The sequence below is a fragment of the Pandoraea thiooxydans genome (assembly GCF_001931675.1).
Classification (GTDB): Bacteria; Pseudomonadota; Gammaproteobacteria; order Burkholderiales; family Burkholderiaceae; genus Pandoraea; species Pandoraea thiooxydans.
In genome coordinates this window covers 1,719,236-1,743,624 of record NZ_CP014839.1, presented here as the reverse complement: position 1 = coordinate 1,743,624, position 24,389 = coordinate 1,719,236, and the positions used below count along the sequence as shown (strand labels likewise).

The 24,389-nt window shown below is 62.7% G+C and carries 20 protein-coding genes; 3 read left to right on the top strand and 17 right to left on the bottom strand.

All coding sequences use genetic code 11. The annotated features are described in order from the left end of the window. Nucleotides 1–88: 88 nt before the first annotated feature. A complete protein-coding gene (locus tag PATSB16_RS08005; protein ID WP_047213635.1) occupies nucleotides 89–1,369 on the top strand; it encodes an MFS transporter in 1,281 nt (426 codons plus the stop codon). 35 nt (nucleotides 1,370–1,404) lie between these two features. Here PATSB16_RS08005 and PATSB16_RS08000 read toward each other — a convergent pair whose 3' ends face one another. Continuing rightward, nucleotides 1,405–2,331, bottom strand: coding sequence for a LysR family transcriptional regulator (locus PATSB16_RS08000; protein ID WP_047213633.1), 927 nt, complete (start codon nucleotides 2,329–2,331; stop codon nucleotides 1,405–1,407). Between the two features lie 133 nt (nucleotides 2,332–2,464). Further along, nucleotides 2,465–3,811 (bottom strand): oxalate/formate MFS antiporter, encoded by a 1,347-nt coding sequence (oxlT, locus tag PATSB16_RS07995; RefSeq protein ID WP_047213631.1) that lies wholly within the window; start codon nucleotides 3,809–3,811, stop codon nucleotides 2,465–2,467. A 306-nt stretch (nucleotides 3,812–4,117) separates the two neighbouring features. On the opposite strand from oxlT, the gene PATSB16_RS07990 reads away from it, so the two are divergent. Both PATSB16_RS07990 and PATSB16_RS07985 read left to right on the top strand, forming a co-directional pair. Next, the gene (locus PATSB16_RS07990) at nucleotides 4,118–5,047 is read left to right on the top strand and encodes a LysR family transcriptional regulator (RefSeq protein ID WP_047213629.1); all 930 of its coding nucleotides are present in this window, start codon (nucleotides 4,118–4,120) and stop codon (nucleotides 5,045–5,047) included. A gap of 134 nt (nucleotides 5,048–5,181) precedes the next feature. Continuing rightward, a complete protein-coding gene (locus PATSB16_RS07985; protein WP_047213627.1) occupies nucleotides 5,182–5,493 on the top strand; it encodes a hypothetical protein in 312 nt (103 codons plus the stop codon). Between the two features lie 252 nt (nucleotides 5,494–5,745). On the opposite strand, the gene PATSB16_RS07980 is transcribed toward PATSB16_RS07985, so the two are convergent. From PATSB16_RS07980 to PATSB16_RS07910, 15 genes are all read right to left on the bottom strand, one after another. After that, nucleotides 5,746–7,143, bottom strand: a complete 1,398-nt coding sequence (locus PATSB16_RS07980; protein ID WP_047213625.1) for an NAD(P)(+) transhydrogenase (Re/Si-specific) subunit beta — start codon at nucleotides 7,141–7,143, stop codon at nucleotides 5,746–5,748. A 48-nt stretch (nucleotides 7,144–7,191) separates the two neighbouring features. Next, a complete protein-coding gene (locus PATSB16_RS07975; protein WP_047213623.1) occupies nucleotides 7,192–8,760 on the bottom strand; it encodes a Re/Si-specific NAD(P)(+) transhydrogenase subunit alpha in 1,569 nt (522 codons plus the stop codon). Nucleotides 8,761–8,845: 85 nt separating this feature from the next. Then, nucleotides 8,846–9,619 (bottom strand): fumarylacetoacetate hydrolase family protein, encoded by a 774-nt coding sequence (locus PATSB16_RS07970; RefSeq protein ID WP_047213621.1) that lies wholly within the window; start codon nucleotides 9,617–9,619, stop codon nucleotides 8,846–8,848. Nucleotides 9,620–9,820: 201 nt separating this feature from the next. Beyond that, on the bottom strand, nucleotides 9,821–11,053 hold the full coding sequence (gene frc / locus PATSB16_RS07965) for a formyl-CoA transferase (RefSeq protein WP_047213619.1): 1,233 nt from the start codon (nucleotides 11,051–11,053) through the stop codon (nucleotides 9,821–9,823). Between the two features lie 96 nt (nucleotides 11,054–11,149). Continuing rightward, entirely contained in the window at nucleotides 11,150–12,904 is a 1,755-nt protein-coding gene (locus tag PATSB16_RS07960) for a thiamine pyrophosphate-binding protein (protein WP_047213618.1), read from the bottom strand. Between the two features lie 345 nt (nucleotides 12,905–13,249). Beyond that, the gene (locus tag PATSB16_RS07955) at nucleotides 13,250–13,969 is read right to left on the bottom strand and encodes a GntR family transcriptional regulator (protein ID WP_047213616.1); all 720 of its coding nucleotides are present in this window, start codon (nucleotides 13,967–13,969) and stop codon (nucleotides 13,250–13,252) included. Between the two features lie 10 nt (nucleotides 13,970–13,979). Further along, entirely contained in the window at nucleotides 13,980–14,183 is a 204-nt protein-coding gene (locus tag PATSB16_RS07950) for a hypothetical protein (RefSeq protein WP_047213614.1), read from the bottom strand. 278 nt (nucleotides 14,184–14,461) lie between these two features. Further along, nucleotides 14,462–15,436: a 2-dehydropantoate 2-reductase gene (locus tag PATSB16_RS07945; protein ID WP_047213613.1), complete on the bottom strand. Its 975-nt coding sequence runs from the start codon at nucleotides 15,434–15,436 to the stop codon at nucleotides 14,462–14,464. A gap of 77 nt (nucleotides 15,437–15,513) precedes the next feature. Beyond that, nucleotides 15,514–16,368 (bottom strand): IclR family transcriptional regulator, encoded by an 855-nt coding sequence (locus PATSB16_RS07940; RefSeq protein WP_047213610.1) that lies wholly within the window; start codon nucleotides 16,366–16,368, stop codon nucleotides 15,514–15,516. A gap of 149 nt (nucleotides 16,369–16,517) precedes the next feature. After that, complete coding sequence (locus PATSB16_RS07935) at nucleotides 16,518–18,053, bottom strand: AMP-binding protein (RefSeq protein WP_047213609.1); 1,536 nt, start codon at nucleotides 18,051–18,053, stop codon at nucleotides 16,518–16,520. Next, nucleotides 18,053–19,792: an ABC transporter permease subunit gene (locus tag PATSB16_RS07930; protein ID WP_047216387.1), complete on the bottom strand. Its 1,740-nt coding sequence runs from the start codon at nucleotides 19,790–19,792 to the stop codon at nucleotides 18,053–18,055. Before PATSB16_RS07930 ends, PATSB16_RS07935 begins: the two co-directional genes overlap by 1 nt. A gap of 55 nt (nucleotides 19,793–19,847) precedes the next feature. After that, on the bottom strand, nucleotides 19,848–20,906 hold the full coding sequence (locus PATSB16_RS07925; RefSeq protein WP_047213608.1) for an ABC transporter ATP-binding protein: 1,059 nt from the start codon (nucleotides 20,904–20,906) through the stop codon (nucleotides 19,848–19,850). Nucleotides 20,907–20,933: 27 nt separating this feature from the next. Further along, nucleotides 20,934–21,995, bottom strand: a complete 1,062-nt coding sequence (locus tag PATSB16_RS07920; protein ID WP_047213606.1) for an ABC transporter substrate-binding protein — start codon at nucleotides 21,993–21,995, stop codon at nucleotides 20,934–20,936. Between the two features lie 83 nt (nucleotides 21,996–22,078). Next, nucleotides 22,079–22,840, bottom strand: coding sequence for an enoyl-CoA hydratase/isomerase family protein (locus PATSB16_RS07915; RefSeq protein WP_047213604.1), 762 nt, complete (start codon nucleotides 22,838–22,840; stop codon nucleotides 22,079–22,081). Between the two features lie 341 nt (nucleotides 22,841–23,181). Further along, on the bottom strand, nucleotides 23,182–24,168 hold the full coding sequence (locus tag PATSB16_RS07910; protein WP_083566726.1) for a GGDEF domain-containing protein: 987 nt from the start codon (nucleotides 24,166–24,168) through the stop codon (nucleotides 23,182–23,184). Nucleotides 24,169–24,389: the final 221 nt, after the last annotated feature.

The window sequence follows — 24,389 nt, the reverse complement described above, 5'->3', positions numbered from 1 at the left end:
GTGCGCCGCAATCCATCAGCCGCAGCACCGTCCGGTTAATGGGCAATAACAAAGCAAAGCACAAACCACGCAATCCACAGGAGACAGCATGAGCACCGCCGCAACCCCCGCGCTGGCCAAAAGCACGACGCCGCCGCACGCCTGGCGCGTCATCGTATCGGCCTCGATCGGTAACGCCCTCGAATGGTTCGATCTGGTTGTCTACGGCTTTTTTGCCGTCACCATCTCGAAACTGTTTTTCCCGTCCGGCAACGACACAGTTTCGCTACTGCTTACCTTGGGCACCTTCGGCGTCTCGTTTTTCATGCGCCCGCTGGGCGCCATCGTACTGGGCGTCTACGCCGATCGGGCCGGGCGCAAAGCCGCGCTCACCTTGTCCATCCTGCTGATGATGAGCGGCACGCTGCTGATTGCGATCATGCCCACGCACGCCTCGATCGGCGTGCTGGCGCCGGCCGGCATCGTGCTCGCGCGCATGATTCAGGGGTTCTCGGCAGGGGGTGAGTTCGGCAGCGCGACCGCCTTTCTGGCAGAGCATGCGCCGGCACGGCGCGGCTTTTTCGCCAGCTGGCAGGTCGCCAGCCAGGGCATCACCACGCTGCTGGCCGCAGCGTTCGGCGCCATCCTCACCCACTCGCTCAGTCACGAGCAAATGCAAAGCTGGGGGTGGCGTATTCCGTTTTTCTTCGGCTTGCTGATCGGCCCGGTGGCTTACTACATTCGCACCAAGATCGACGAAACCCCCGAGTTTCTCGCCGCCGAACCCACCCAAACCCCGTTGGCCGATACTTTCGCGAGCCAAAAAGAGCGTCTGCTGCTGGCCATCGGCGCGGTCGTGCTGGCCACCGTCTCGACTTACTCGGTGCTCTACATGCCCACCTATGCGATCAAGCAGCTCGGCATGCCGGCCTCGGTCGCCTTCACCGCCATCATCGCCACCGGCGTAGTGCAACTGATCTGCTCGCCGCTGGTCGGCATGTGGTCCGACAAACACGGCCGCACCGGCATCATGCTCGCTGCCGCGGTGCTGTTTCTGGTGCTCGCCTACCCGATCTATCGGCTGCTGGCCACGCATCCGACCTTCGGCGTCATGATCTGCGTGCAGATTTTCATCGGCATCCTGATGTCGGCCTACTTCGGCGCGCTGCCCGCGCTGCTCAGCGACCTGTTCCCGACCCAGACGCGCACCACCGGCATGTCGCTTGCCTATAACATCGCCGTGACCATCTTCGGCGGCTTCGCGCCGTTCATCATCACCTGGCTCATCAGCGCCAGCGGCGACAAGCTGGCGCCGAGTTTCTACTTGATGGCTGCGTCGCTGGCGAGCATCTTCGCGCTGCTTCGCGTGCGCAAGCTGGGAATGCGCTAGACCGGCGCGCCGGGCGACGATCTACCATCGACTCATCACGCCGCCGCGTCGCTCAGCACCCGCTGGCCGACGCAGGCAGTCAACTGATTCCACAGTGTCGCCGCCCCGGGACGCAGCGAGCGTCCTTTGCGGCGAACCAGAAGAGTCCGGCAGGTCACGGTGGGCGACAATGGGCGCACTTCCAGTTGAGGCATATCGATAGTCGAGACGGCGGCAGCCGGCAACACGCCCAACCCCAGCCCCAGCGACACCATTTTGAGAATCGCCGCGGGGTGGCTGAAACCCTGGTCTGCACGGTACTGCAAACCATTGGCTGCCAGCGCGCGCTGCACCACCGGCTGAGCCCCGCAGTCGGTGTCGGGCAGACTCAGTACCGCTCCGCGCAGCGCCTGCCACGGCACGAGCGCTTGAGCGGCCAGTGGATGTCCGGCAGGCAGCACCACGCACAGGGGCTCGACCAGCAAGGTCTCGCAGTCGAACTCGGTCGACAGATCGAAGCTGCCGTCGGCCGGGTCGGCGATCACGCCGAAATCGGCGGCGCCATGTGTCACGCATTGCAGCACCGCCTGCTGCGCCTTGTCATACAGAACCACCGACAATTCCGGAAACAGCGCGTGGCAATTCGCCATGCACTCCGGGATCAGGCTCGACGACAGCAGCGGCGCGCCGGCCACCCGCACTACGCCGCGCAGTTGCTCGCGCGCGCCGTGGCTGTTGTGCAGCACATCGTCGATTTCTTCGATCAAATGGCCGATACGGCCAGCCAGATTTTCACCCGCCTCGGTCAGCCGAACCTGACGTGTCGTGCGATCAAACAGCTTCAAGTCGATTTCGTGCTCGAGTTCGCGCACGGCGCGGCTGATGGCCGATTGGGTCAAGCCAAACAAATCGCCGACGCGGGTGAAGCTGCGTTGCTGCGCGACGGCGGTAAATACCCTGAGTTGATGCAGTGAGATATTCATCGAATCGATCCGCACCTGAGCAAGGAGCCAACGGGAGCGAATAGGAACCGAGGCACGAAAGCTGCCAACGACCCGATGCTGCGCTAGGCAATCATCGGGCCGGGTTCGCTATCGCGACGAGACTACCTGCACACTACTCGCCGGTTTGCTCGGGCAGTTGCGTGAAGCGTGCACCGGGCGGCACGCCGCCGACCGGATTCGCGGCCATGGCCGCCACCCCGCTCATCCAACGGCGACGCATCGGCGAGAGCACGAATTTGGCGCAGATCGCGGCCAGAATGCTGATGGTCGCAGCGAACAGGAACACGCGATCCCAGCGACCGCCTGCTGCCAGCACGGAGGCCAGCGGCACCAGCAGCGAAGCCGTGCCCTTGGCGGTGTACAGCGTGCCGGCATTGGATGCGGCGTACTTCGAACCGAAGGTATCGGCGCACACGGCCGGGAAGATCGAGAAGATTTCTCCCCAGCACAGGAACGTCATCGCGGCGAAGAACATGAAAGCCGCCGGGTTGTGACCGAATGCCATCAAGCCCAGCATCGCCAGGCCCTCGCCAGTGAAGACGATGAACATGGTGTTTTCCCGGCCGATCTTGTCCGACAGATAACCACACAGAGGGCGAGTAAAGCCGTTGCACAGGTTATCGATCGACAACGTCAGGGTCAGCAGCGGCAGAGATAAACCCAACACCGAAACCGGCATCTTGGCCAAGCCAAAATCCTTAGCGATCGGACCGATCTGTGCAGTCGCCATCAGACCACCGGCGGCCACCGCGACAAAGCATGCGTAAATTACCCAAAACACCGGCGTCTTGACCATCTGGCCCGGCAGGTAATCCACCTTGCTCGCCAGATTCGCCTTGGACGCCACGAAATTTTTCGGTGTACGAGGCCGGATCAGCAGCATCGACAGCAGCAAAATGCATACGCCCTGGAAGATGCCGAAGAACAGAAATGTGTGCTCGTAGCCTGAGCTGTGAATCATCCGGGCGATCGGGATCACCGTGAGCGCAGCGCCAGCGCCGAAGCCTGCTGCCGTAATGCCAGCGGCCAGACCGCGGCGATCTGGAAACCACTTCAGCGCGATGCCCACGCAAGTGCCATAGACGCAACCGGCGCCCAAACCGGCCAGCACGGCGCCGAAATAAAGCATCGGCAGGCTCTCGGCCTGACCATACAGAACCCACGACAGCCCCACGCACAGTGCGCCGAACGCAACCACCGGGCGCGGCCCGAAGCGGTCGACCAGCCAACCTTCGATCGGCACGAGCCAGGTTTCGGTGAGAACGAAGATCGAGAATGCCACCTGGATCGCCGCAATACCCCACTGATGCTTGCTGTTCATCGGCTCGACGAACAGGGTCCAGGAGTATTGCAGATTCGCCACCAGTGCCATGCACAACACTGCGAGGGTAAGTTGAAACCAGCGGTTTGAGCGCCCCGAACCCGTACCCGGTTCGGTGCTTTCCAGTTGATTCGCCATGCTTGTCTCCGTTTATCGTTGTCGCCAAGCTTGCCGCAGGCCTGCCGGCAAGCATTGCGAGCGTGGGGCCGCCCGTACCTTGCCGGCACGGCGCTGTCGCCCACGGCAGCACGGATTACCGCCACTGCCTCACTCTCTGAAACGTTTTTGAATCTAAGAATGACTTCCGGCGGAAGCCTCGCCCGGTAAACGCGGCCTGAGACGGCGCTTGCCTTGCCATGATGCTAAGTTCAAAGCACAATTAGTAAAAATTAAACTTTCTTACCGTCATCATTACCCCCACCTTATGAATACCGGGTTTCCCCCATGAAAAATGCGACCCTGCGCCAGCTCAAAGTGTTCGAAACCGTGGCCCGTCACCTGAGCTTTTCCCGCGCGGCCGAAGAACTGCACCTAACGCAGCCGGCCGTCTCCACGCAGGTCAAGCAACTCGAGGAGCATGCGGGTCTGGCGCTGTTCGAGCAACTCGGCAAGAAGATCTACCTGACCCCGGCCGGCAGTGAAATGCTCCATTACGCGCGCTCGATCATCGGACAGTTTCGCGAAGCCGAAGAAGCCATGGCCCGCTTCAAGGGGATCTCCGGCGGCAAGCTCAACGTATCGGTCATCAGCGCCGGCGACTATTTCTTTCCACGCCTGCTGGCCGAGTTCTCGCGCCGCCATGCCGGTGTGGTGCTCAATCTGGCGGTTCACAACCGCGAGGAATTGCTTCACCAGTTGACCGCCAACCTGACCGATCTGGCTGTCATGGTGCGTCCGCCGCTGGACATGGATACGCTCAACGAGTCGATTGCGCCGCACCCGTATGTCGTTGTGGCGCCGCCCAGCCATCCATTGGCGCGCAAGCGGAACATCCCCATCGCGCGACTGGCTCGCGAACCGTTCATCGTGCGCGAGAAAGGCTCCGACACCTGGAACTCGATGCAGGACGGGTTCGCCGGACGGCTGCCGAACCCAAATATCGCCATGGAAATCTCCAGTACCGAAACGATCAAGCAGGCCGTGATCGCAGGCATGGGCATCAGTTTTCTATCGATTCATACCGTTGCGCTGGAGCTGCAGGTCGGCAATCTCGTCGTGCTCGACGTCGAAGGTTTCCCGGTGATGCTCAACTGGTTCGTGGTGCATCGCAAAAATAAACGCCTGCCGCCGGTCGCGCTGGCCTTCAAAAACTTTCTGATGGAAGATGGCGCACGCCTGATTGCCAAGTACACACATTTGCCGTGGGATGCCTGAGCTGCGCTCCGGCGGTCAGCTCATTCATAAATAATTACTTATGGTTTTATAATAAACATTTAACTATTGCAAATACTTGATTCGACCTATCCTGCTAATCATCGAATAACATGACACTCAGGAGGGACTCGATCATGCAAGCCACCACCGCCTCACGCGCTTCGGCAACACGTGCCGCGAGTGCGTCACATCACGACGATGACGCAGATTTGCGCGCATATAACGCCGTTTTCAGCGAATTGGGATTGCGTTTTCGCTGGCACATCGAAACGCTGCACTGGCTCAACAGCCTTGAGGCGGATTGCGAGAAAACCCGCATTGCCCTCTACCTCGAGACTTGCCAGCCGCATTTGCTCAACGCCTACGACGCCGACTTTTTGAGTCAGTTGATTTATAGCAAGAAGCACGAGCATTGCCGTTGCTTCATGGAACTGAACATGCGTTAGGGATCTGCCCTATCTGCACGGCGCAATAGCCAGCACGCCGCGCCGCAACAAGCGGGTGGCGTGCAACCGGCTTCGCAAATCGGTTGCACCGCCCTCCGGCACCGTTTCCACCTTGGCCGGCCACGTCGCCTCACACAGAAATGCGGCGCTATGGTTGGGTCGCAGCCCCCCCACCTTTTGACAACGCAATGGACAAGGACGACGCGGCGCGTCGATGGACCATCGGGCCGGGAGCCCCGGCCACGTCATCACTCACATCGCCAACTGTTTGAGCAAGGCATCCACACTGCCTTTCGCATCGCCGAACCACATTCGGGTATTTTCTTTGTAGAACAGCGGGTTATCCACACCCGCGTAGCCTGCTGCCATGCTCCGCTTGGAGACCACCACGTGACGAGCCTTCCAGACCTCCAGCACAGGCATGCCGGCAATCGGACTGGCCGGGTCTTCCAGCGCGCCGGGATTGACGATGTCGTTGGCGCCGATGACCAGCACGACATCGGTGTTGGCGAAATCGTCGTTGATTTCCTCCATCTCGAGCACGATGTCGTAAGGTACCTTGGCCTCGGCCAGCAGCACGTTCATATGGCCAGGCAGGCGTCCGGCCACGGGGTGGATACCGAAGCGCACGTTGACGCCGGCCGCGCGCAGGCGCCGGGTAATCTCACTGATGGTCGCCTGAGCCTGGGCCACCGCCATGCCGTAACCGGGCACGATGATGACCTCGCCGGCATCGCGCAGCAGCGTGCCGACTTCCTCCACCGAGGTGGCGACCACTTCGCCTGCCGGTGCGGTGCCGGCAGGCGCCGCCGCGGCGGACGCGCCGAAGCCGCCGAGAATCACCGAGAGGAATTTGCGATTCATCGCACGGCACATGATGTAGCTCAGAATGGCACCGGATGAGCCCACCAGCGCGCCGGTCACGATCAGCAAGTCATTGCCGAGCATGAAGCCGGTGGCCGCGGCGGCCCACCCGGAGTAGCTGTTGAGCATCGACACCACCACCGGCATATCGGCCCCGCCGATGGCCATCACCAGATGAACCCCGATGATCAAGGCAACGACGCTCATGGCGAGCAATGCCAGCAATGCGCCATGCACGCTGGCAGCGCCGAAAAACAGCGTGCCAAGCCACACGCACAGCGCCAGCCCCGCAATGTTAAGCGCGTGGCGTGCCGGCAGCAGCAGCGGCTTGCCGCCGATCGTGCCCTGCAATTTGCCGAATGCGATCAGCGAGCCCGAGAAGGTTATCGCACCGATGAAGACCCCCAGATAGGTTTCGGCTTCATGGATGATTCGCTCGGCGCCGGCCAGCCCGCTCGCCGGCTCGGCCGCGTTGGCGAACCCCACCAGCACCGCCGCCAGGCCGACGAAACTATGCAGCACGGCCACCAGTTGCGGCATGCCGGTCATTGCCACCCGCCGCGCCAGCACCGCGCCGGCGAGCGCGCCCACCAGCATCGCGGGCACCAGCACCGTCAGCCCCACCCCGCGCATCAGCAAAACGGTGGCAACCACCGCCACTCCCATGCCGACCATGCCGCACAGATTGCCGCGCCGCGCCGTGCCCGGCTGGCTCAAGCCTCCCAGGCTGAGGATGAACAGGACGCCGGCGCCCAGGTAGGCCATATTGAAAATGCCGTTTGGCATAAGGGTCTCCCGTGAAATTTTATTGTCGATCAGGCATGCGTGAACGGCTCAGTCGCGCTGGAACATCTTCAGCATGCGCTGCGTGACCAGGAAACCGCCGGCGACGTTGATCGCCGCGATCAGCACCGCGATGCCGGCCAGCACTTTGACCAACGGCAGCGTTGCGCCCAGTTGCAGCAGCGCGCCGATGACGATGATCCCGCTGATCGCATTGGTCACGCTCATGAGCGGCGTGTGCAGCGCAGGCGTGACGTTCCAGACGACCTGATAGCCGATGAATATGGCCAGCACGAACACCGTGAAATGGGCCATGAAGGCGGCCGGCGCGACCGAGCCCAAGGCCAGCAGCAGCGCCGCGCCGATGACAAACCAAAGCATGGGCGCGCCGCGCCCGGCCGGCAACGTGGCGGGGGCCGGCTGTGGCGGCACCGACGGCGCAGCGGCTTGCGGCGGCACGGCCTGGGGCGCCGGCGGCGCGGGCGGCGGCCAGGTAACCGTGCCGAGGTGGAGCACGGTCGTGCCGCGGATCACTTCGTCGTTCAGATCAAGCACCAGTTGCCCATCTTTGTCTGGCGTCAGATCGGTCAGCAAATGCCGTAGATTGGTGCCATAGAGCTGGCTCGACTGCGTCGCCAGGCGGCTTGGCAGATCGGTGTAGCCGACCATCGTCACACCATGGCGCACCACCACCTCGCCGGGGCGCGTCAACTCGCAATTGCCGCCCTGCTCGGCCGCCATGTCGACAATCACGCTGCCCGGCCGCATGCTGGCCACCACCTGCTCGGAAATCAGCTTGGGCGCCGGCTTGCCGGGAATCAGCGCGGTCGTGATGATGATGTCGACCTCCTTGGCCTGCGTCTCGAACAGCGCCATTTCCGCGGCGATGAACTCGGCGCTCATCTGCTTGGCGTAACCGCCTGCGCCACTGCCGTCTTCTTGAAAGTCGAGTTCGAGAAACTCCGCGCCAAGGCTTTCGACCTGCTGCCGAACCGCGGGCCGCGTATCGAAGGCCCGTACGATGGCGCCCAGCCCGCGTGCCGCGCCGATGGCCGCCAGGCCGGCGACGCCGGCGCCGATCACCAGCACTCTGGCCGGCGGAATCTTGCCCGCGGCAGTGATTTGCCCGGTAAACGGGCGGCCGAAATGTTGCGCGGCCTCGACCACTGCGCGGTATCCCGCCATATTGGCCATCGAACTGAGCGCGTCGAGTTTTTGCGCGCGCGAGATGCGCGGCACGCAATCCATCGCCAGCACCGTGGCGCGACGCGCTGCCAGCGTCTCGAGCAGCACGGCGTTTTGCGCGGGCCAGATGAAGCCGATCAGCGTCGCTTCGGGCCTGAGCAGATGCGCCTCGTTGCAGCCGAGCAGCGTATGCATCTCGGGCGCACGGACCTTGAGCACGATGTCGGCGCCGGCCCATAGCGCGCGCACGTCGTTGACGATACTCGCGCCGGCCGCGCGATACATCTCGTCGGAGAAAGCCGCGGCCTCGCCCGCGCCGGCTTCCACACTCACCGCATAGCCCAGTTTGATCAATTGCGCGCTTGTCTCGGGCGTCGCTGCCACGCGCCGCTCGCCGGTGTGGATTTCGCGCGGTATCGCTATTGTCATTGCCATCGTCACTACCTCGTCATCGGCTGCCGCGCCGTTGGCACGGCGATCTCGGCCATGAGGGCCGCTTGCCTTTCGAAAAATGCGTTCGCTATTTGGCCAGCGTGTTGGATAACGTGCCAATGCCCTCGATATTCACCGCCACGCTCGCCCCATCCTTGATCGAGCCCACGCCGATTGACGTACCGCAGGCGATCACGTCGCCCGGCAGCAGAGTGAGGTCGCGCGACACCAGGCTGACGATCTGTTCCGGTGCGAACACCATGTCGGCCAGCGGATAATGCTGCCGCTCGACACCGTCGAGCGTGGTGCGCACATGCGCGGCGCGCCAATCGAAACCCGGCACGATCGCCGGACCGATGACGCCGAAGGTATCGAACCCCTTGGCGCGAGTCCATTGCGCGAAATTCGGATCTTCGTTGAGCAACTCGGCCGCCGTGACGTCGTTCACGCAGGTGTAGCCGAAAATGTGATCGGCCGCATCGCCTGGCGCGACGTTGCTGCAGCGCTTGCCGATCACGATGCCGAGCTCGCCCTCATAGACGATCTTGCCGCCATAGCTGGGCGGACGCCGTAACGCCTCGCCGGTGCCACAGACCGAGGTCGATGGCTTGATAAGAAACAGCGGGTGAGACGGCACGGCCTTTTCCAGCTTGGCCGCCAGCGCATGGAAGTTGTTCCATAGCGCCACGATCTTGCTCGGCTGACATGGTGCGAGTTTCGTCACTTCCGCCTCGGACAGGACTTCTCCGGTCGGCTGCGGCGCGTCGAAAAGATCGCCTTGGTGCACGTGAATGCGGCCGTTTTCCAAGCGGCCGAAGCCGACATTGGCGCTGCCCGATCGATAGCGTATCCAGGATGTCATCGTCAATTCTCACTTTGCATGGCATGCGTCGGATAAAAGCTCCCCCGGCCGCCGGTTGCCCGGCGGCGCGAGTGGCGAATATATAACGGGTTGGCTGGCCTAGCGGCCCGGTTTCCGGCTCGTGGCCTGAAGGCTGTCTGGCATTGGCATGTCCGCTCCCATGGTTTTATTCGACATCCAAAATGCAATTGGCAGGACGCGCTAAATTGCACCTTCGGCGCGCAACTGGTCTATTTCGGCAGTGCTCTTGCCAAGCCAGGCGAGGATCTCCTCGGTGTGTTCGCCCAACAGCGGCGAGCGCTGCACGTCCACCGGGGAATCCGACAGATTGATCGGGCAACCCAGTTGTACGTATTTGCCGCGTACCGGATGGTCCAACTCGACCAGGTAGCCGCGCTCGTACATCGACTTGTCTTCGATCAGGTCCTGGGTGGAGAGGATCGGGCCGCACGGCACGTGCACGGCGTTGAGCGCCTCCATGACCTGGAACTTGGTCTGGGTGCGAGTCCACGCCTCGATAATCGAAAAGCACTCCGGCAAGTGTTTGAGGCGCGCCTCGGGCATGGCAAAGTCCGGATGGGTGATCAGGTCTTCCCGCCCGCACAATTTCATCAACGGCTCCCAGCCTTGCGGCTGAATAATGACGTAGACGTAATCGTTGGCGCCGCCCGGCGAGCAGCGCAGCGCGGCACCCGGCTGGCCACCGCCCGAAGCGTTGCCGGCACGCGGCACGTAGTCTTCGAATTTTTCGTTCGGATACTCACGCAATGGACCGCGCATCACGCGCTGCTGGTCACGCAGTTTGACGCGGCACAAGTTCAGCACGGCGTCTTGCATGGCGACTTCGATGCGCTGTCCACGCCCGGTCTTCTCGCGCTGCAATAGCGCCGCGAGGATGCCCACCACGCAATGCACGCCAGTGCCGGAGTCGCCGATTTGCGCGCCGGTCACCACCGGCGGCCCATCCTCGAAGCCGGTCGTACTGGCCGAGCCCCCCATGCATTGCGCGACATTCTCATAGGCCTTGCAGTCGACGTATGGACCGGGACCGAAACCTTTGATCGAGGCGTAGCTGATGCGTGGATTCAGGGCCTGCAAGCGCTCCCAGGTAAAACCCGCGCGGTCGAGCACGCCAGGCCCGAAGTTTTCGACGATCACATCGCATTGGCGCACCAGATCCTCGAGCAGCGCCTTGCCGCTTGGCGCTTTGATATTGAGCGTGAGGCTGCGCTTGTTGGAGTTGAGCATCGTGAAGTACAGGCTGTCGGCATCCGGCACGTCGCGCAATTGCGCACGTGTGATATCGCCGCGCCCTGGCATTTCCACCTTGATCACGTCGGCCCCGAACCACGCCAGCAACTGCGTGGCGGTGGGGCCGGCCTGCACGTGCGTCATGTCGAGAATGCGCACGCCTTCAAGGGCCTTCATATCCATAACTTTGTCTCCTGAGCAGCTGTTTTTTCATCGTCCCCGACTCCGCATGCGCCTGACCGGCGTCGCCCCCCGGTCAGGCGCATGCGGGCGGTGCTCTTACTTGTACATCGTCTGATTCTTGGTGCCGGGCGCGTACTCGCTCGGGTCGACCCAGATGTTGATGACCGCCGAGCGGCCCGTCTTGGCAATCGCCTCGCGTCCGCGCCGCAGCGCCCCGGCGATCTGCGCCGGATCGCGCACTTCCTCGCCGTAGCCGCCCAGCATTTCCGCGAAGCGCCCGAACGGCACGTCCGACAGCAGGTTGCCCACGTTGCCTCGCTCCGCTCCGTACTTGGCCAGCTGCCCGTAGCGGATCTGGTTCATCGCCGAGTTGTTGCCCACCACCGCCAGGTACGGCACCCCGAACCGGTTGGCCGTCTCGATGTCGAACGCGGTCATGCTGAACGCCCCGTCGCCGTAGTAGCACAGCACTTCCTTGCCCGGATTGGCCAGCCCCGCGGCGATCGCAAAGCCCGTGCCCACCCCCAGCGAGCCCAGCGCTCCCGGGTCCATCCACTGACCCGGATTGCGCGGGCGAACCGCCTGCGCCGAGATCGTCACCACGTCCCCGCCATCGCCGATGTAGATGGTGTCCTCGCCCAGGAATTCATTGAGCTCATATGCCACCCGGTACGGATGGATCGGCGTGTTTTCCGACCGGAACAGCGGCATCACCTTGTCCAGCGCCACCGCCTCGGCTTCGCTCAGTTGTTTCATCCACTGCCGCCGCGCCTGCCGCTTGTCGTTCTTGATGCGCCCGCCCGCAGCCTGCAGCACCGCCCCGAGAATCGCCCCAGGATCGCCCACCAGCCCCAGGTCGATGTCCCGGTTTTTGCCCACCGTGCGGTAGTCCATGTCGATTTGCACCAGCTTGAGCTCGCGGCTGATGCGCTTGCCGTAGCCCATGCGGAAGTCGAACGGCGTGCCTACGATGACCAGCACGTCCGCGTTGGCAAATGCCTGCGAGCGCGTGCGGTCGAAGTGGTGCGCATCGCCCGGCGGCAGCAGCCCCCGGCTCGCGCCGTTGAAGTACCCCGGGATGTCGAGCCCGCGCAGCAGCGCGATCGCTTCTTCGTGCCCGCGCGCGGTCCACACTTGCTGGCCGAACAGGATGGCCGGGCGCTCGGCATCGACCAGCAGGTCCGCGAGCTTTTCGATGTCGCGCGGATCTCCCACCGATTTGGTCGACGCACGGTAGTGCCCCGGCTTGGGCAGTACCGCCTTGGCCAGATCCACCTCCCGGTCCAGCACGTCGCGCGGAATCTCCAGGTACGCCGGGCCCGGCGCGCCGTTGAAGCACTCCCGCGCGGCCATCGAGATCATGTCCGCCACCCGCTCGGTGCTCGGGATGCTGGCCGAGAATTTTGTGATCGGCGCCATCATGTCGACGTGCGGCAGATCCTGCAGCGAGCCCATCTTGTGCTGCGTGAGCGCGCCCTGCCCGCCAATGTGCAGCACCGGGCTCTCCGAGCGAAATGCGGTGGCCACCCCCGTGACCGCATTGGTGCACCCCGGCCCCGCCGTGGTCACCACACATCCCAGCTTGCCGGTTTGCCGCGCGTAGCCGTCGGCCGCGTGCGCGGCCACCTGCTCGTGGCGAACGTCGATGATCCGGATGCCTTCATCCACGCAGCCATCGTAGATGTCGATGATGTGACCCCCGCACAGCGTGAAGATCGTATCCACCCCCTCCGCCTTGAGCGCCTTGGCCACCAGATGGCCTCCGGATACCACCCCGGCTTCCCGGCTTTTTTGCTTCAGCGTGTCTTCGGCTGTGGTCGAATCCGTGCGGTTGTTGACGACTGCAGACATGGTTGTCTCCTTCGACAATAAGTATTTGAACTGTGATCGGGTTTAGCGTGACCGTCGCCCGTTGTTTGGCCCGCAACCGCTGCGCTGTCGGCTCGGCACATCGGCCGCCCGGTTCAAACCATCACGCGCGTTTGCGAAACAAGAGAATCGATCCCGTTGACATACGATATGTGATATATCAGATTTTAACAAGCCCTATTTCGACTTTTTTGTGGCTCGAAGCCGATTTTTTTGTCAGGGAAATGTTGTTCCGCGGCGCTGGCGCAGATAAACAAAAAACCGCGCCGGGGGACGGCCCCGAGCGCGGTTTTTCAAACGATGGCAGTGCCGCTGCGCGGCGCGTGCTCAGTCGAGGAAATCGCAGTGAGCCTCGACGTAGTCGGCGAGGTCGAGCGAATGTTGGCGAACCAGTTTTTCAGCCAACTCGGTATCACGCTTTTCCAGCGCCTCGATGATACGGAGGTGGTCGACAATCGAGCGCGACGCACGATCGCTTTGCGATATCGTCAGCTTGCGGATCGCCCGCACATGCACAAAAAGATTCTTGATGGTCTCGAGAATGATCTGCGATTTCGACAGTTCGACGATCGCCTGGTGAAAGGCGATATTGGCGTCGGAGTACTCCTGAATGTGCTCGGCAGGCGTCGTGTCGCGAAAATCGTCGAACATATGACGCAGCGCGGCAATCTCCTCGTCACTGGCGTGCAGTGTAGCCAGGCGTGCGGCCATGCTCTCCAGCGCGCCCCACATCTGGATCATCTCGACGATTTCCCGCTTGGTTTTGCGCTGAATATATATGCCACGCCGCGGCACGGTGCGCAGAAAGCCCTCTTGCTCGAGCAGCGTCATCGCCTCCCGAATGGGTGTCCGGCTGACGCCGAGCGCCTCGCTGAGCACCCGTTCATCCAGGCGCACAGGCTCCCGCGACTGGTAGATATCTGCATCGGCGATCGCCTGCTTGAGCATGGCATACGCCTGATCGCGCAGGCTGGCGCCGGCGTTGATAGGCTGCAGCGACAACGCTAGCGCGTTCGAACGGATCTCGGAGTGGGCTTCAGCGGACATTCATCTCTCATTAAATAACGCTCGGACGAGTACCCGTCGTCACGGTCGCACGTTGTTCATCATGTGCCGGCTGCGCATCGCCCAGGCCAGCGAAACGGCCTTCGTCGGCACACGCGCTCACCGTCGACGGCAAACGCTCGGCCAACAGACCGGTCAGCACAGCACCCGTAGAAACCAAAAGAACAGCCAACAACCCCAGGGACAGCATTTCCATGACAAGCTCCAAAAGTTAAAAAACGAACATCAAAAACTTAACTCATGTCGCCATCATATGCTGCACCGCAGCAGACGTCAATTATTTTGTATCTGATATACCACAAACTGAACGAATGCTCTAAATTGCTTCGATTGCCTTTGCGCGACGATTGATGAAGTCAGCGCATTAATGATTGATATACAGTGTACAACGTGTCCAAAGATCTGACCATGCTTGTTGCATACTCGAGCGCGTACCTCTGCTAAAGCGGGCCGCGCTCGGGCATCGGACCCGGTTCAGGCGGCTAGCGCCATGCGCTCCCGCTGTTTGATCAGAGCAAGAACGATATCGATGGTGGGCGTCGGCATTTGGGCCAGCCGCCCCATTTCCTGAACCACGGTCAGAAGCGGGTCGATTTCCATCGGACGGCCATGCAGCAGATCCTGCAGCATCGACGTCTTGTGGGCGCCGACCGCGCCGGCGCCGTCGATGCGACGTTCCACGCCGACCCGGAAATGCGCACCGAGATGCTCGGCAATACCCTGGGCCTCGAGCATCATGGTTTTGGCCAGCGCACGCGTGCCCGGGTCGCCGGCAATCACGTCCAGCGTGGCATGCGTGAGCGCGCTGATCGGGTTGAAGCAGAGATTGCCCCACAACTTGAGCCAGATTTCGTCGCGGATGTCTTCGCGAATCGGCGCCTCCAGTCCGGCACGGGTCATGATTTCGTGCAACCGCTCGACGCGCGGCGTGCGCGCCCCGCTCGGTTCGCCGATCGGGAACTTCTTTCCATACACATGCTTGATCACGCCTGGCTCGACGATTTCCGTTGCCGGATAAAGCACGCAACCAATCGCGCGCTGCGGGCCCAGCCCATGCCACTGCTTGCCGCCCGGATCGACGCTATGCAGCACCGTGCCGGCCAGTTCGCCGCCATATTCGTGAAAATACCAGTACGGGATGCCGTTGATGCCGGTCACCACCGCGGTGTCGGGTCCGAGCAGCGGCTGCATGGCTTCGACCACAGGCGGCACCGAGTGGGCTTTGAGGGTAATGAGAAGGTAGTCCTGCGGACCGAGTTCAGCCGGGTTGTCGGTGCAACGCACCGGCACCGTATGCTCGACGCCCTCCTCTCGCAGCCGCACACCGCGCTCCTGCATTGCCGCCAGATGCTTGCCGCGCGCCACGAAACTCACGTCGGCACCGGCCATCGCCAACTTCGCGCCCATATAGCCGCCGATCGCGCCGGCACCATAGATGCAGATCTTCATGCCTTGTCTCCCAGTTTGAATGTCGCATTTCTTTTGATATATCACATACTACATTTCAAACTGGGGCAACGCAAGCTTCATCCTTGCTCGAATCGTCGGTGCTGGGAAATGGCCGAGGCCGTCGAAATAACGAGGTCGGCGAAGCGCCGTTCATCCCGCTCGGCGTTCCAGCGCGGGCGAGCCACGGCGATATTGACGGCGCCAATGCCCCGGCCATGGGATCCCCGGATCGGCGCCGCGGTGGAGATGTCTCCCATGAAGTATTCGTCTTCGGTATGCGCATAGCCAGTGCGCCGGATCACGGCGAGCCGCTCCTTGATTTTCTTGACACTGGTCACGGTCGAGGGCGTGTGCGCAACGAGGTGGGTACGGGACAGAATATCGTCGACCTGAGCTTCCGGCAGTGTCGAGAGGATCGCCAGGCCGGGCGCAGTGCAGTAGGCCGGCAGTCGCGAGCCGACGATGACGTTGGCATTGAAGACATTGCGGCTGACGATACGCAGCACAAACACGATGTCGGTGTCGTCGAGCACGGTCAGATTGGTGGCTTCCTCGGTCTCTGAGCCAAGTTGCTGCAAGTAAGGCGCCGCGCGGCTGACCAGTTCGCTCGAGGTCAGGTAGTGATAGGTGAAATCGAGCAGGCGAGGCGATAGCTCGTAAGTCTTGCGTTCGGCATCCTTGCTCAGATAACCGAGCACGGTCAGCGTGTAAGTGAAGCGCTGCGCGGTGCTGACGTCGAAACCCGTCAGTGCCGCGATTTCAGACAGGGTCAGTTGCCGCTTCGTCCCGTCGAATGCGGTCAGGACCTTCATCGCCTTTTCGACCGACTGCACGTACAGTGACGATTCGGTCAGTGCCGGATCAATCGGCGCAATTCCCTTGACACCAGGTTCGACTGACTTGGCGGGAGGTGTCTTGGCTTTGGTCACCATGGCGGCACGCGAGGAGTTGACTGAGCAACGATTATCTCACACCGACAAATATTATTTCTATTCGATAATGCCGCCTGGCGGCGTTCGCCTTGCCTCGGACCCGCTCGCCCGATCGCGACAGACGCGGCCCCGACACGAGTTCGTCCCGATCAAGCCAGCCTGTCCCATGCGTCGTCGAGGTCGCGTGCGAGCAGGTGCTTTTTGATGCGCTCGCTCGGGGTCGTTTCGAAGTGCTCGACCCGCCGATAATAGCGGGGCAATTGGAAACTGGCCAGGGCTTTCGCGGCCCATTCCGCCAGCTCCGGCCACTCCGGCGCGGCATTCTCGCGAAACTGCACGTACAGCAAAATCTCTTGCTCGCCAACCGACGATGCGACACCCAGCGCGGCCGACATGTGCACCGCCGGATGCGCGGCGAAAACGCGCTCGATCTCCCAGGCGGACACATTCTCGCCGCGCACGCGCATGCTGTCCGTGCGCCGCCCCACGAAGAACAGATCGCCATCGGCATCGCGCCGCGCGGCATCGCCCGTGAACAGTTTGCCGTCGCGCAGCGCAGCGCGCGTGGCCGCCTCATTGTGCAGATAGCCGGCCAGAAACACGCCGTCGACATCGCTCGACAAAACGATCTCGCCGCTTTGCCCAGGCGGCACTTCGCGGCCTTCGTCATCGAGCAACTCGAGCCGCAGCCACGGCAGCGGGCGTCCAATGGAACCGGGTTTGCCGGTGTCGTTGAGCGTGGCAAAACTCGAGCATTCCGTCATGCCGTAGCACTCCCGCAGCTCGCACTTCAAGCGCTCGCGAATTGCCTGCCAGGTACCGGCCGTCACGCCCGCGCCCCAGGCCACGCGCAGCGTATGGTTGGCCGGCTGCGCATCGGCCGGCAAGCGCATCAGAATGTCCAGAATGCCGCCAAGATAATGCAGTTGCGTCGCCCGCGCGCGCGTGAATTGCGACCAGAACTGGCTGGCCGAGAAGCGGCTCACGACGTGCAGCTCCACGTCCTCCAGAAATGGCAGCAGCAGCATCTGTGCCCCGCCGATATGACACAGCGGCTCCCACAGAAACATTCGGTCGGCCGGGCGTGCATCGGCCACCAGCAGCGCGGCCTCACCCGAGATGCGCATCATCCGATGGGTAAAGATCACGCCTTTTGGCGCCCCGGTGGTGCCCGACGTGTAGATGATGCACAGCGGATCGTCATGCCGTGCGGCAGGCGCGGCCAGCGCGGCATCCCGGGGCAATTCTGCCGCCGCGCACGCCAGGCGCACGCGCACGGAGGGCTGCACGCCCGCCTCGTCGAGCACGTCATCGAAGCCCGTCTCGCTCACCAGCAGGCGCGGCTCGGCATGCTCCATCAGGTAGCGCAGCCCCATGCCTCGCAGTTTCGTGTTGACCGGCACCCAAATCAGCCCGCCGAGTATCAAAGCGTAGATCAGCGCGATCTGCTCGGCGCTGTTCTCGAGCATGACTGCGACACGGTCGCCGCTGTGCAAGCCGCGCGCGCGCAGCCACGCCTGCCAGCCGGCGACCTGTTGTCGCAACGACGACCTGGCGATGGCCTGGCCGTCGAACACGACGATCGGGCGCTCGGTGTCGGCCGAGAGTCCAGCGAAAATCAACGGCGCGGCGTCGAGCTGATCCGCCGCGAAGCGCTGCGGAAAATAGTCAGGATAAGGATGCATTACCGACTCTGACGTTTGAAGAGAGAGAAAATCGAAACGAGCAGCGCGATGAGCACCACCAACGAGGTTGCAGCCGCGGCCAAGGTCGGCGTGACGGCCAATTGAATGCTGTCCCACATCTGCTTGGGCAAGGTCGTCTTGATGCCGCCGCTGACGAAGATCGCGATCGTCAGGTCGTCGAACGACACGATGAATGCAAACAGAAATGCCGCCCCCAGACTGGTCAACAGCAGCGGCAGCAACACGGTGCGAAGGCGCGCGGGAGCCGATGCCCCGAGAATCCTGGCGGCATCGTCGAGCTGCCAATCGAAAGCGCGAAACGCCGCAGCGAGCGTCACCACCACATACGGCAAGGCCAGCACGGTATGACCGACGATCAGGCCCAGATTGGTCCCCACCAAATGCACGTCGGCTAACAGATACAGCAGACCAACGGCGATCACGATGCGCGGCACGATCAGCGGTGCGATGAAAAAGGCGAACAGCGGTTTGGTCCAACGCGGCGCCAGGCGCGCCAGCGCCAGGGTCGCGCCGAAGCCCAAAAGCAGCGCCAGCGCCGCGGTCGACAGGCCGACTTCAAACGAGCGGATCAGCGCACTTTGCCAGACCTCCGAGGTAAGGAATTTCACGAACCATTTCAGACTGAACAGCTTGGGCGGGAACGCAACGAAAGCGCTGCGCGTAAACGCGACCGGGATCACCGCAAACACCGGTAACACGAGCGCTGCCACCAACACCGCGCAGATCGCTTTGAGCGGCCCGGCTGCGTCGGCCTCGCGCCCCCGGGCACTGCCCGGCAGCCGGCCGGCAAGACGGCCCGCGCCGATCAACAGCGGCATGGCGCGGCCGCCGCGCACGCGCCTGGAGTGCTGCGGCGCCTCGCCGCTGAGCGAGGACAGGCCAACCAGCTTGTCGTAGACCACGAACACCACCAGCGCACACAGCAGCAGTACGGTGGCCAGCGCTCCGGCAAAATGCAGATCGAACAGTTCGAGCACCGAAGAGATCACCAGTTGCGCAATCATCGTCTGATGCGGGGTGCCCAGCAGCGACGGCACGATGAAGAAACCCAGGCTGGTGATGAACACCAGCAGGCCGGCGGCCGCGGCGCTTGGCGCGGACAGCGGCAGGAATATCGTGAAAAATCCCATCGCCCGGTCGGCCCCGAGCGTTTGCGCGGCCTGCACGAGCTGGTCGCTGATGCCCCGCATGATCGGCAGCATGGTCATCACGGCCAGCGGCAGCATACCGTGAACCATACCGATCAGCACGCCGGTGAGCGACGGAACGACACCGCTGGTATTGCTGACCAGGCCCAGGCCTAACGCCAGCGTGGATAAAACGCCGCTTTTCGACAACAGCAGCATCCACGCATAGGTTTTGACCAGATAACTGGTCCAGAACGGCAGCATGATCCACAGCAACCAGCGCTGCCGCGCCCGCGAGCCCAGGCGACTGAGCAGATACGCGACCGGATAACCGAGCACCACCGACAGGGCCGCCGTCAGCAGCGAGATCCAGAAGGTCGTCCACAGCACCTTCGCATAAACCGGCGTGTGCATGATGCGCGCGAACTGGCCGAGACCGATCGCACCGCCAGCGCCTTCGAAGCCACCGCGCAGGATCTGCGCGACCGGCGTGACGAAAAACACCAGCAGGAACAGCAAGGCCGGCAGCGCCGGCAGCAGATTGCCGCGCAGCGCGGCGACGCGCCTGCGCCAGGCCGACGGCCTGGCCATCGTGCCGCATGGCGCCAGTTCGGACAGCGTATCGGACTCGCGCATCACTGCCTCCTCAGCAAGCCAGCAGCGTCGCGCGCGCCGCGTCCCAGGTCACGCCCACCTGCTGGCCCACGCTCGGCGATTGGCGGCGGTCGCAGCGTACGCTGAACCGGCGGGCGTCAGGCAGCACGACAATCGCCCGCGTATCGCTGCCGAGGAAAACCACCTCGTCGACCGTGCCGGCGAGCCGGCCATGCCCGGGCGCCGTCAGTTGCGCGGCCTCGGGCCGAACCAGCAGGCAGACTGCCGCGCCGGCCTCGGGCGGCTCCGAAAATTCCTGCAGCGAGACGGCGTGCTCGCCGATGCGCAAGATCGGAATCGCGCCCTCGCCCGCCTCGACATGGCCGTCGAGCAAGTTGGAGTGCCCCAGGAAGTCCGCCGCAAAGCGCGTGGCCGGGCGGTCATACAGTTGCGCTGGCGTGCCGATCTGCTCGACGCGGGCCTGATTCATCAGGCAGATGCGGTCGGACATCGTCAGTGCCTCGTCCTGATCGTGTGTGACGTAAATGAAAGTCGCCCCCAACTCGCGATGCAGGCGGCGGATCTCGAGTTGCATATGTTCGCGCAGCTTCTTGTCGAGCGCGCCGAGCGGCTCGTCGAGCAGAATGATCGACGGCCGATAGGCAAAGCAGCGCGCCAGCGCAATGCGCTGTTGCTGCCCGCCGGAGAGCTCGCGCGGGAAACGTTGCGCATAGTCCTGCATGCGCACCATTGCCAGCGCAGCGTCGACCGCCCGGCGCAACTCCTCGCGGCCGGTACGCCGCATGCGCAGGCCGTAGGCGACGTTGTCCCAGACATTCATGTGCGGAAACAGCGCATAGCTTTGAAATACCATGCCGATGCCGCGCTTACCGGCAGGCACCCCAGTAGCGTCACGACCGTCGATGAAGATCTGTCCGGCGCTGGGCGGCACCAGCCCGGAGATCATCTGCAGCAGCGTGGTCTTGCCGGAACCGGAGGGGCCCAGCAAGGTGAGAAACTCGCCAGCCTCGACGCTCAAGTGGGTCGGCGCCAAGGCTACGGTGTCCCGATACGATTTGGTCAACCCGATCGTCTGGAGTTTGGGCGGCATGATAAGGCTCGGCTCGGATGCGCGAGATCAGGAAATGATCCAGGTGTTGAAGCGCTCGGTAACCGCCGCGCGATTTTTGGCCCACCACTGCGGGCTGGGCAAGCGCATATCGCGCAAATTGTCCGGTGCGGTCGGCAGGATTGCCGCGCGCTTGGCCGGGATCATGTCGAAGGCCTTCAGATTGGTCGGGCCATAAGCCAAATCGGGAGTAAAGGCTGCCTGCCGCTTGGCATCCGCGCAAAAGCGCACGAACTGCTTGGCCATCTCGGCGCGCGGCGTGCCCTTCGGAATACCCCACCCCTCGACCGAGTACAGACCTTCGCGCCAATTGATGCGTACCGGCGCACCATTGTCGATGGCCGCCTGCGCCCGCCCGTTCCAGGTCGAGATCATGTCCACGTCGCCATTCTGGATCGCCTGCATGGCCTGTGCGCCGGAAGTCCACCAGAGATTGATGTGCGGCTTGATGCGGTCCAGGCTCTTGAAGGCCCGGTCGACATCGATCGGGTACAGCTTGTCCAGCGGCACGCCATCGGCCATCAGCGCCTGCTCCAGCGTGTCGATCGGATTGCGGCGCAAGCTGCGCCGCCCCGGAAATTTCCCGACATTCCAGAAGTCCGCCCACGACTGCGGCCCGTGGGTCTGGAATTTGTCGGTACGGTAGGCCAACACAGTGGCATATACGTCGACGCCGAGCCAATCCGGAGTGATCGCATCGGGCATCACATTCGGATAATTGCTGTGCTTCAGGCCGATGGGTTCCAGAAAACCGTGCGCCTCCAGATAAGGAACGTCGTCTGAAATGGTCAATGTGGTCACGTCCCAGATATAGTTTTTGGTCTTTACCATGGCGGCGAATTGCGTCACCGGCTGGGACTCGCGCGCCATGCTGACCACCTTGATTCCGGTCGCTTTCTCGAAGGGATCGTAGAAGGCCACCCGATAAGCCTTGGTATACGGCCCGCCCGGATCGGACACGATGATCTGCCTGGACTCGCCATGCACCACGCTTGGCAACGCACTGGCCAGTGCCAGCGTTCCGGCGGTTTTGAGCAGACGGCGGCGATTCGGATTACTGGGCTGGTTCATGACGCACTCCTGAATACAAATACAACAGTCAGTCACAAAAAATCGCCGGCACCCCGTGTGCGCGGCGCACCTGAGGCGCAGCGCTACTTTCGCCGCTGCTGAAAAAAAGCTTCCATCATGCGTGCCGGCTCGCCCGAGTCGTATGCTTCACGCTGAATTCGCATACCCGCCTCGATGCAGTCCCGAAAGCCCGCCTCGGTCATTTCACGGAAGCGCTGCTTGTCCAGACGCATTGCCACGGGCGGCTTGGCCGCCAGACTTTGGGCCACTTCGAGCGCCTTGTCAAAAACCTGCTCGGCCGGCACCAGGTGATGGATCAAGCCGATCCGGTGACACTCGTCGGCCTCCATCAAGCGCCCGGTCAATGTCAGTTCGATGGTGCGCGACATGCCGAGCATCGCGTTCATGATCCACGGTCCGGTAGTGCTGGCAATGCCCGAGTTGATTTCCGGCTGCCCCATGCGCACACCCGGATGGCCGACTCGGATGTCGCCCAGTAACGCCACCTGGAATGCCGAGCCCGCGGCCGTGCCATTGAGTGCCATCACCAGCGGTTTGCTCAAACCGCGCAGCACGTCGTAATAGCGCTCCCATTCCTTGACCCAGGCCACCGCCCGCGCGCCGTCGAAGTCGTGCGCCTCGGCAAGATCCTGGCCCGCCGAGAATGCCCGGTCACCAGCGCCGGTCATGATGATGGCCGACACATTCGCATCGCCGTCGAAAAGCTCGAGGGCCGCGATGATCTGATTGCGCATCGGCGTGGTCCACGCGTTGAGCTTGGCGGGCCGGTTCAACGTGACGACCGCGACCGGGCCGATGTTTTTCAGCAGGATATCGTCGCTCATGTTTTATCTCATAGTAATAAATAATATCTATATAAAATATAATCGCCAAAAATCGCAGGGACAAGAAATTTCGCGTCGGGGTTTACGTTGATAGCCGCCGTCTCTGTAGATTTCGAGACGAAAGCCCGGTTACGGGCGGGCCGCATGCAGGCTGACCGTGCGGCGGGAAGCGCGACTCGGAAGCTGAAAATAGAGGAGATGTCCCCGGGCCGAATGCCAGGGCGCAGAATCGGGCAGCGCGAATTTATCGCGTTCGCTGCCTCATTGCCGGCGCGACGGCGAGCCGCCCGCCAGGCGGGTGGCGACGCCCGGTCGCCATTGTGCGGGCGCAGCCGGTGCCGTTATGCCGAGGCCAGACACGCGTGTGCGTTGCCCTGGCGCTGGTATGTCGCCAGTCGGTTACGCTTGCTCTGATACATCCGCGCATCGGCCAATTTGATTGCTTCGTCCAGCGTAGCTGACTCGGACTTCATGGCGAATCCCATCGACGCGGATATATCCGCCTGCTGCAATGCCGTCGCCAGACGTGCCTTGAGTCGGTCGGCATCGCGCGGCGTAACATGAGGCAGCAAGATGGCGAATTCGTCGCCGCCCAGGCGCGCCACGCAGTCGCGTCGCCGCAGCACCGAATGGATCGTTCGCGCGGTCAATTTGAGTGCCTGGTCCCCGGCGGCGTGGCCGAAACGGTCATTGATCGACTTCAGGAAATCCAGGTCGAGGATTCCAACCACGGCGTCGGCGCCTTCGCCAATCTGTGCGTCGATCTGGCGCAAATGATTGTCCCAGCCCGTGCGGTTCAGGGCGCCGGTCAATGCGTCAAGCGAGGCTTCTTGACGCGTCACGCGCATCTTCTTTTCGGTCTCCACCAATTCTTCATGCAAGTGCAAGGTGCGCAACACCGCGGTCAGGCACAAATCGACTTCGCCAGAGCGCAGCGCCAGCGCCCGCGCGTGCGATTGCAGCCCCAGCACGCAAGCGTAAGCGCCACTGCCAGGCAGCGCCAGATCGGCCCGAAACAGGTGAGTCACGCGCCACTCGACGGGACTCTCGCGACTCAGCGCGGCCGCCTCGATTTCGCTGCACGGGCGGTATTCGAAGCCATCTTCCGTGTACGCGCGCGTGCCGCACAGGAACCTGTGAGCCAGCCGCGCTGCCGACGCCGCCGTGAGGTCTCCCGCCATGGCGATCATTTGTATCGCGCTTTCCTCGCATCGAGCGACGATCCAGCCACGCATCGGCAAAAACCGATGCAATAAATTGAGTTGGACTGCTAATGCGTCCCGCACCAGATGACCTGCCCGGCTATCAAGAATTTCATTTTTTTTCATTTCCTGCCGCCTTCATGGGTTGCAGATTTCGTCGGCGATAGCGCCGGTTGTGCCGGCACTACGCCGTTCGCGAGCCCGCTCGCCTGCATCTCTTATTTTTCGACTGACCAATAACGTGCCGGCGCATTGCATTTGCATGTCCCCGTCTGCCGCCCGGACCCGGTTGGCTCACGACCGGGCAACTTGAATATATTGGCAAGCTTGTGTGCAGACAAGCGCGT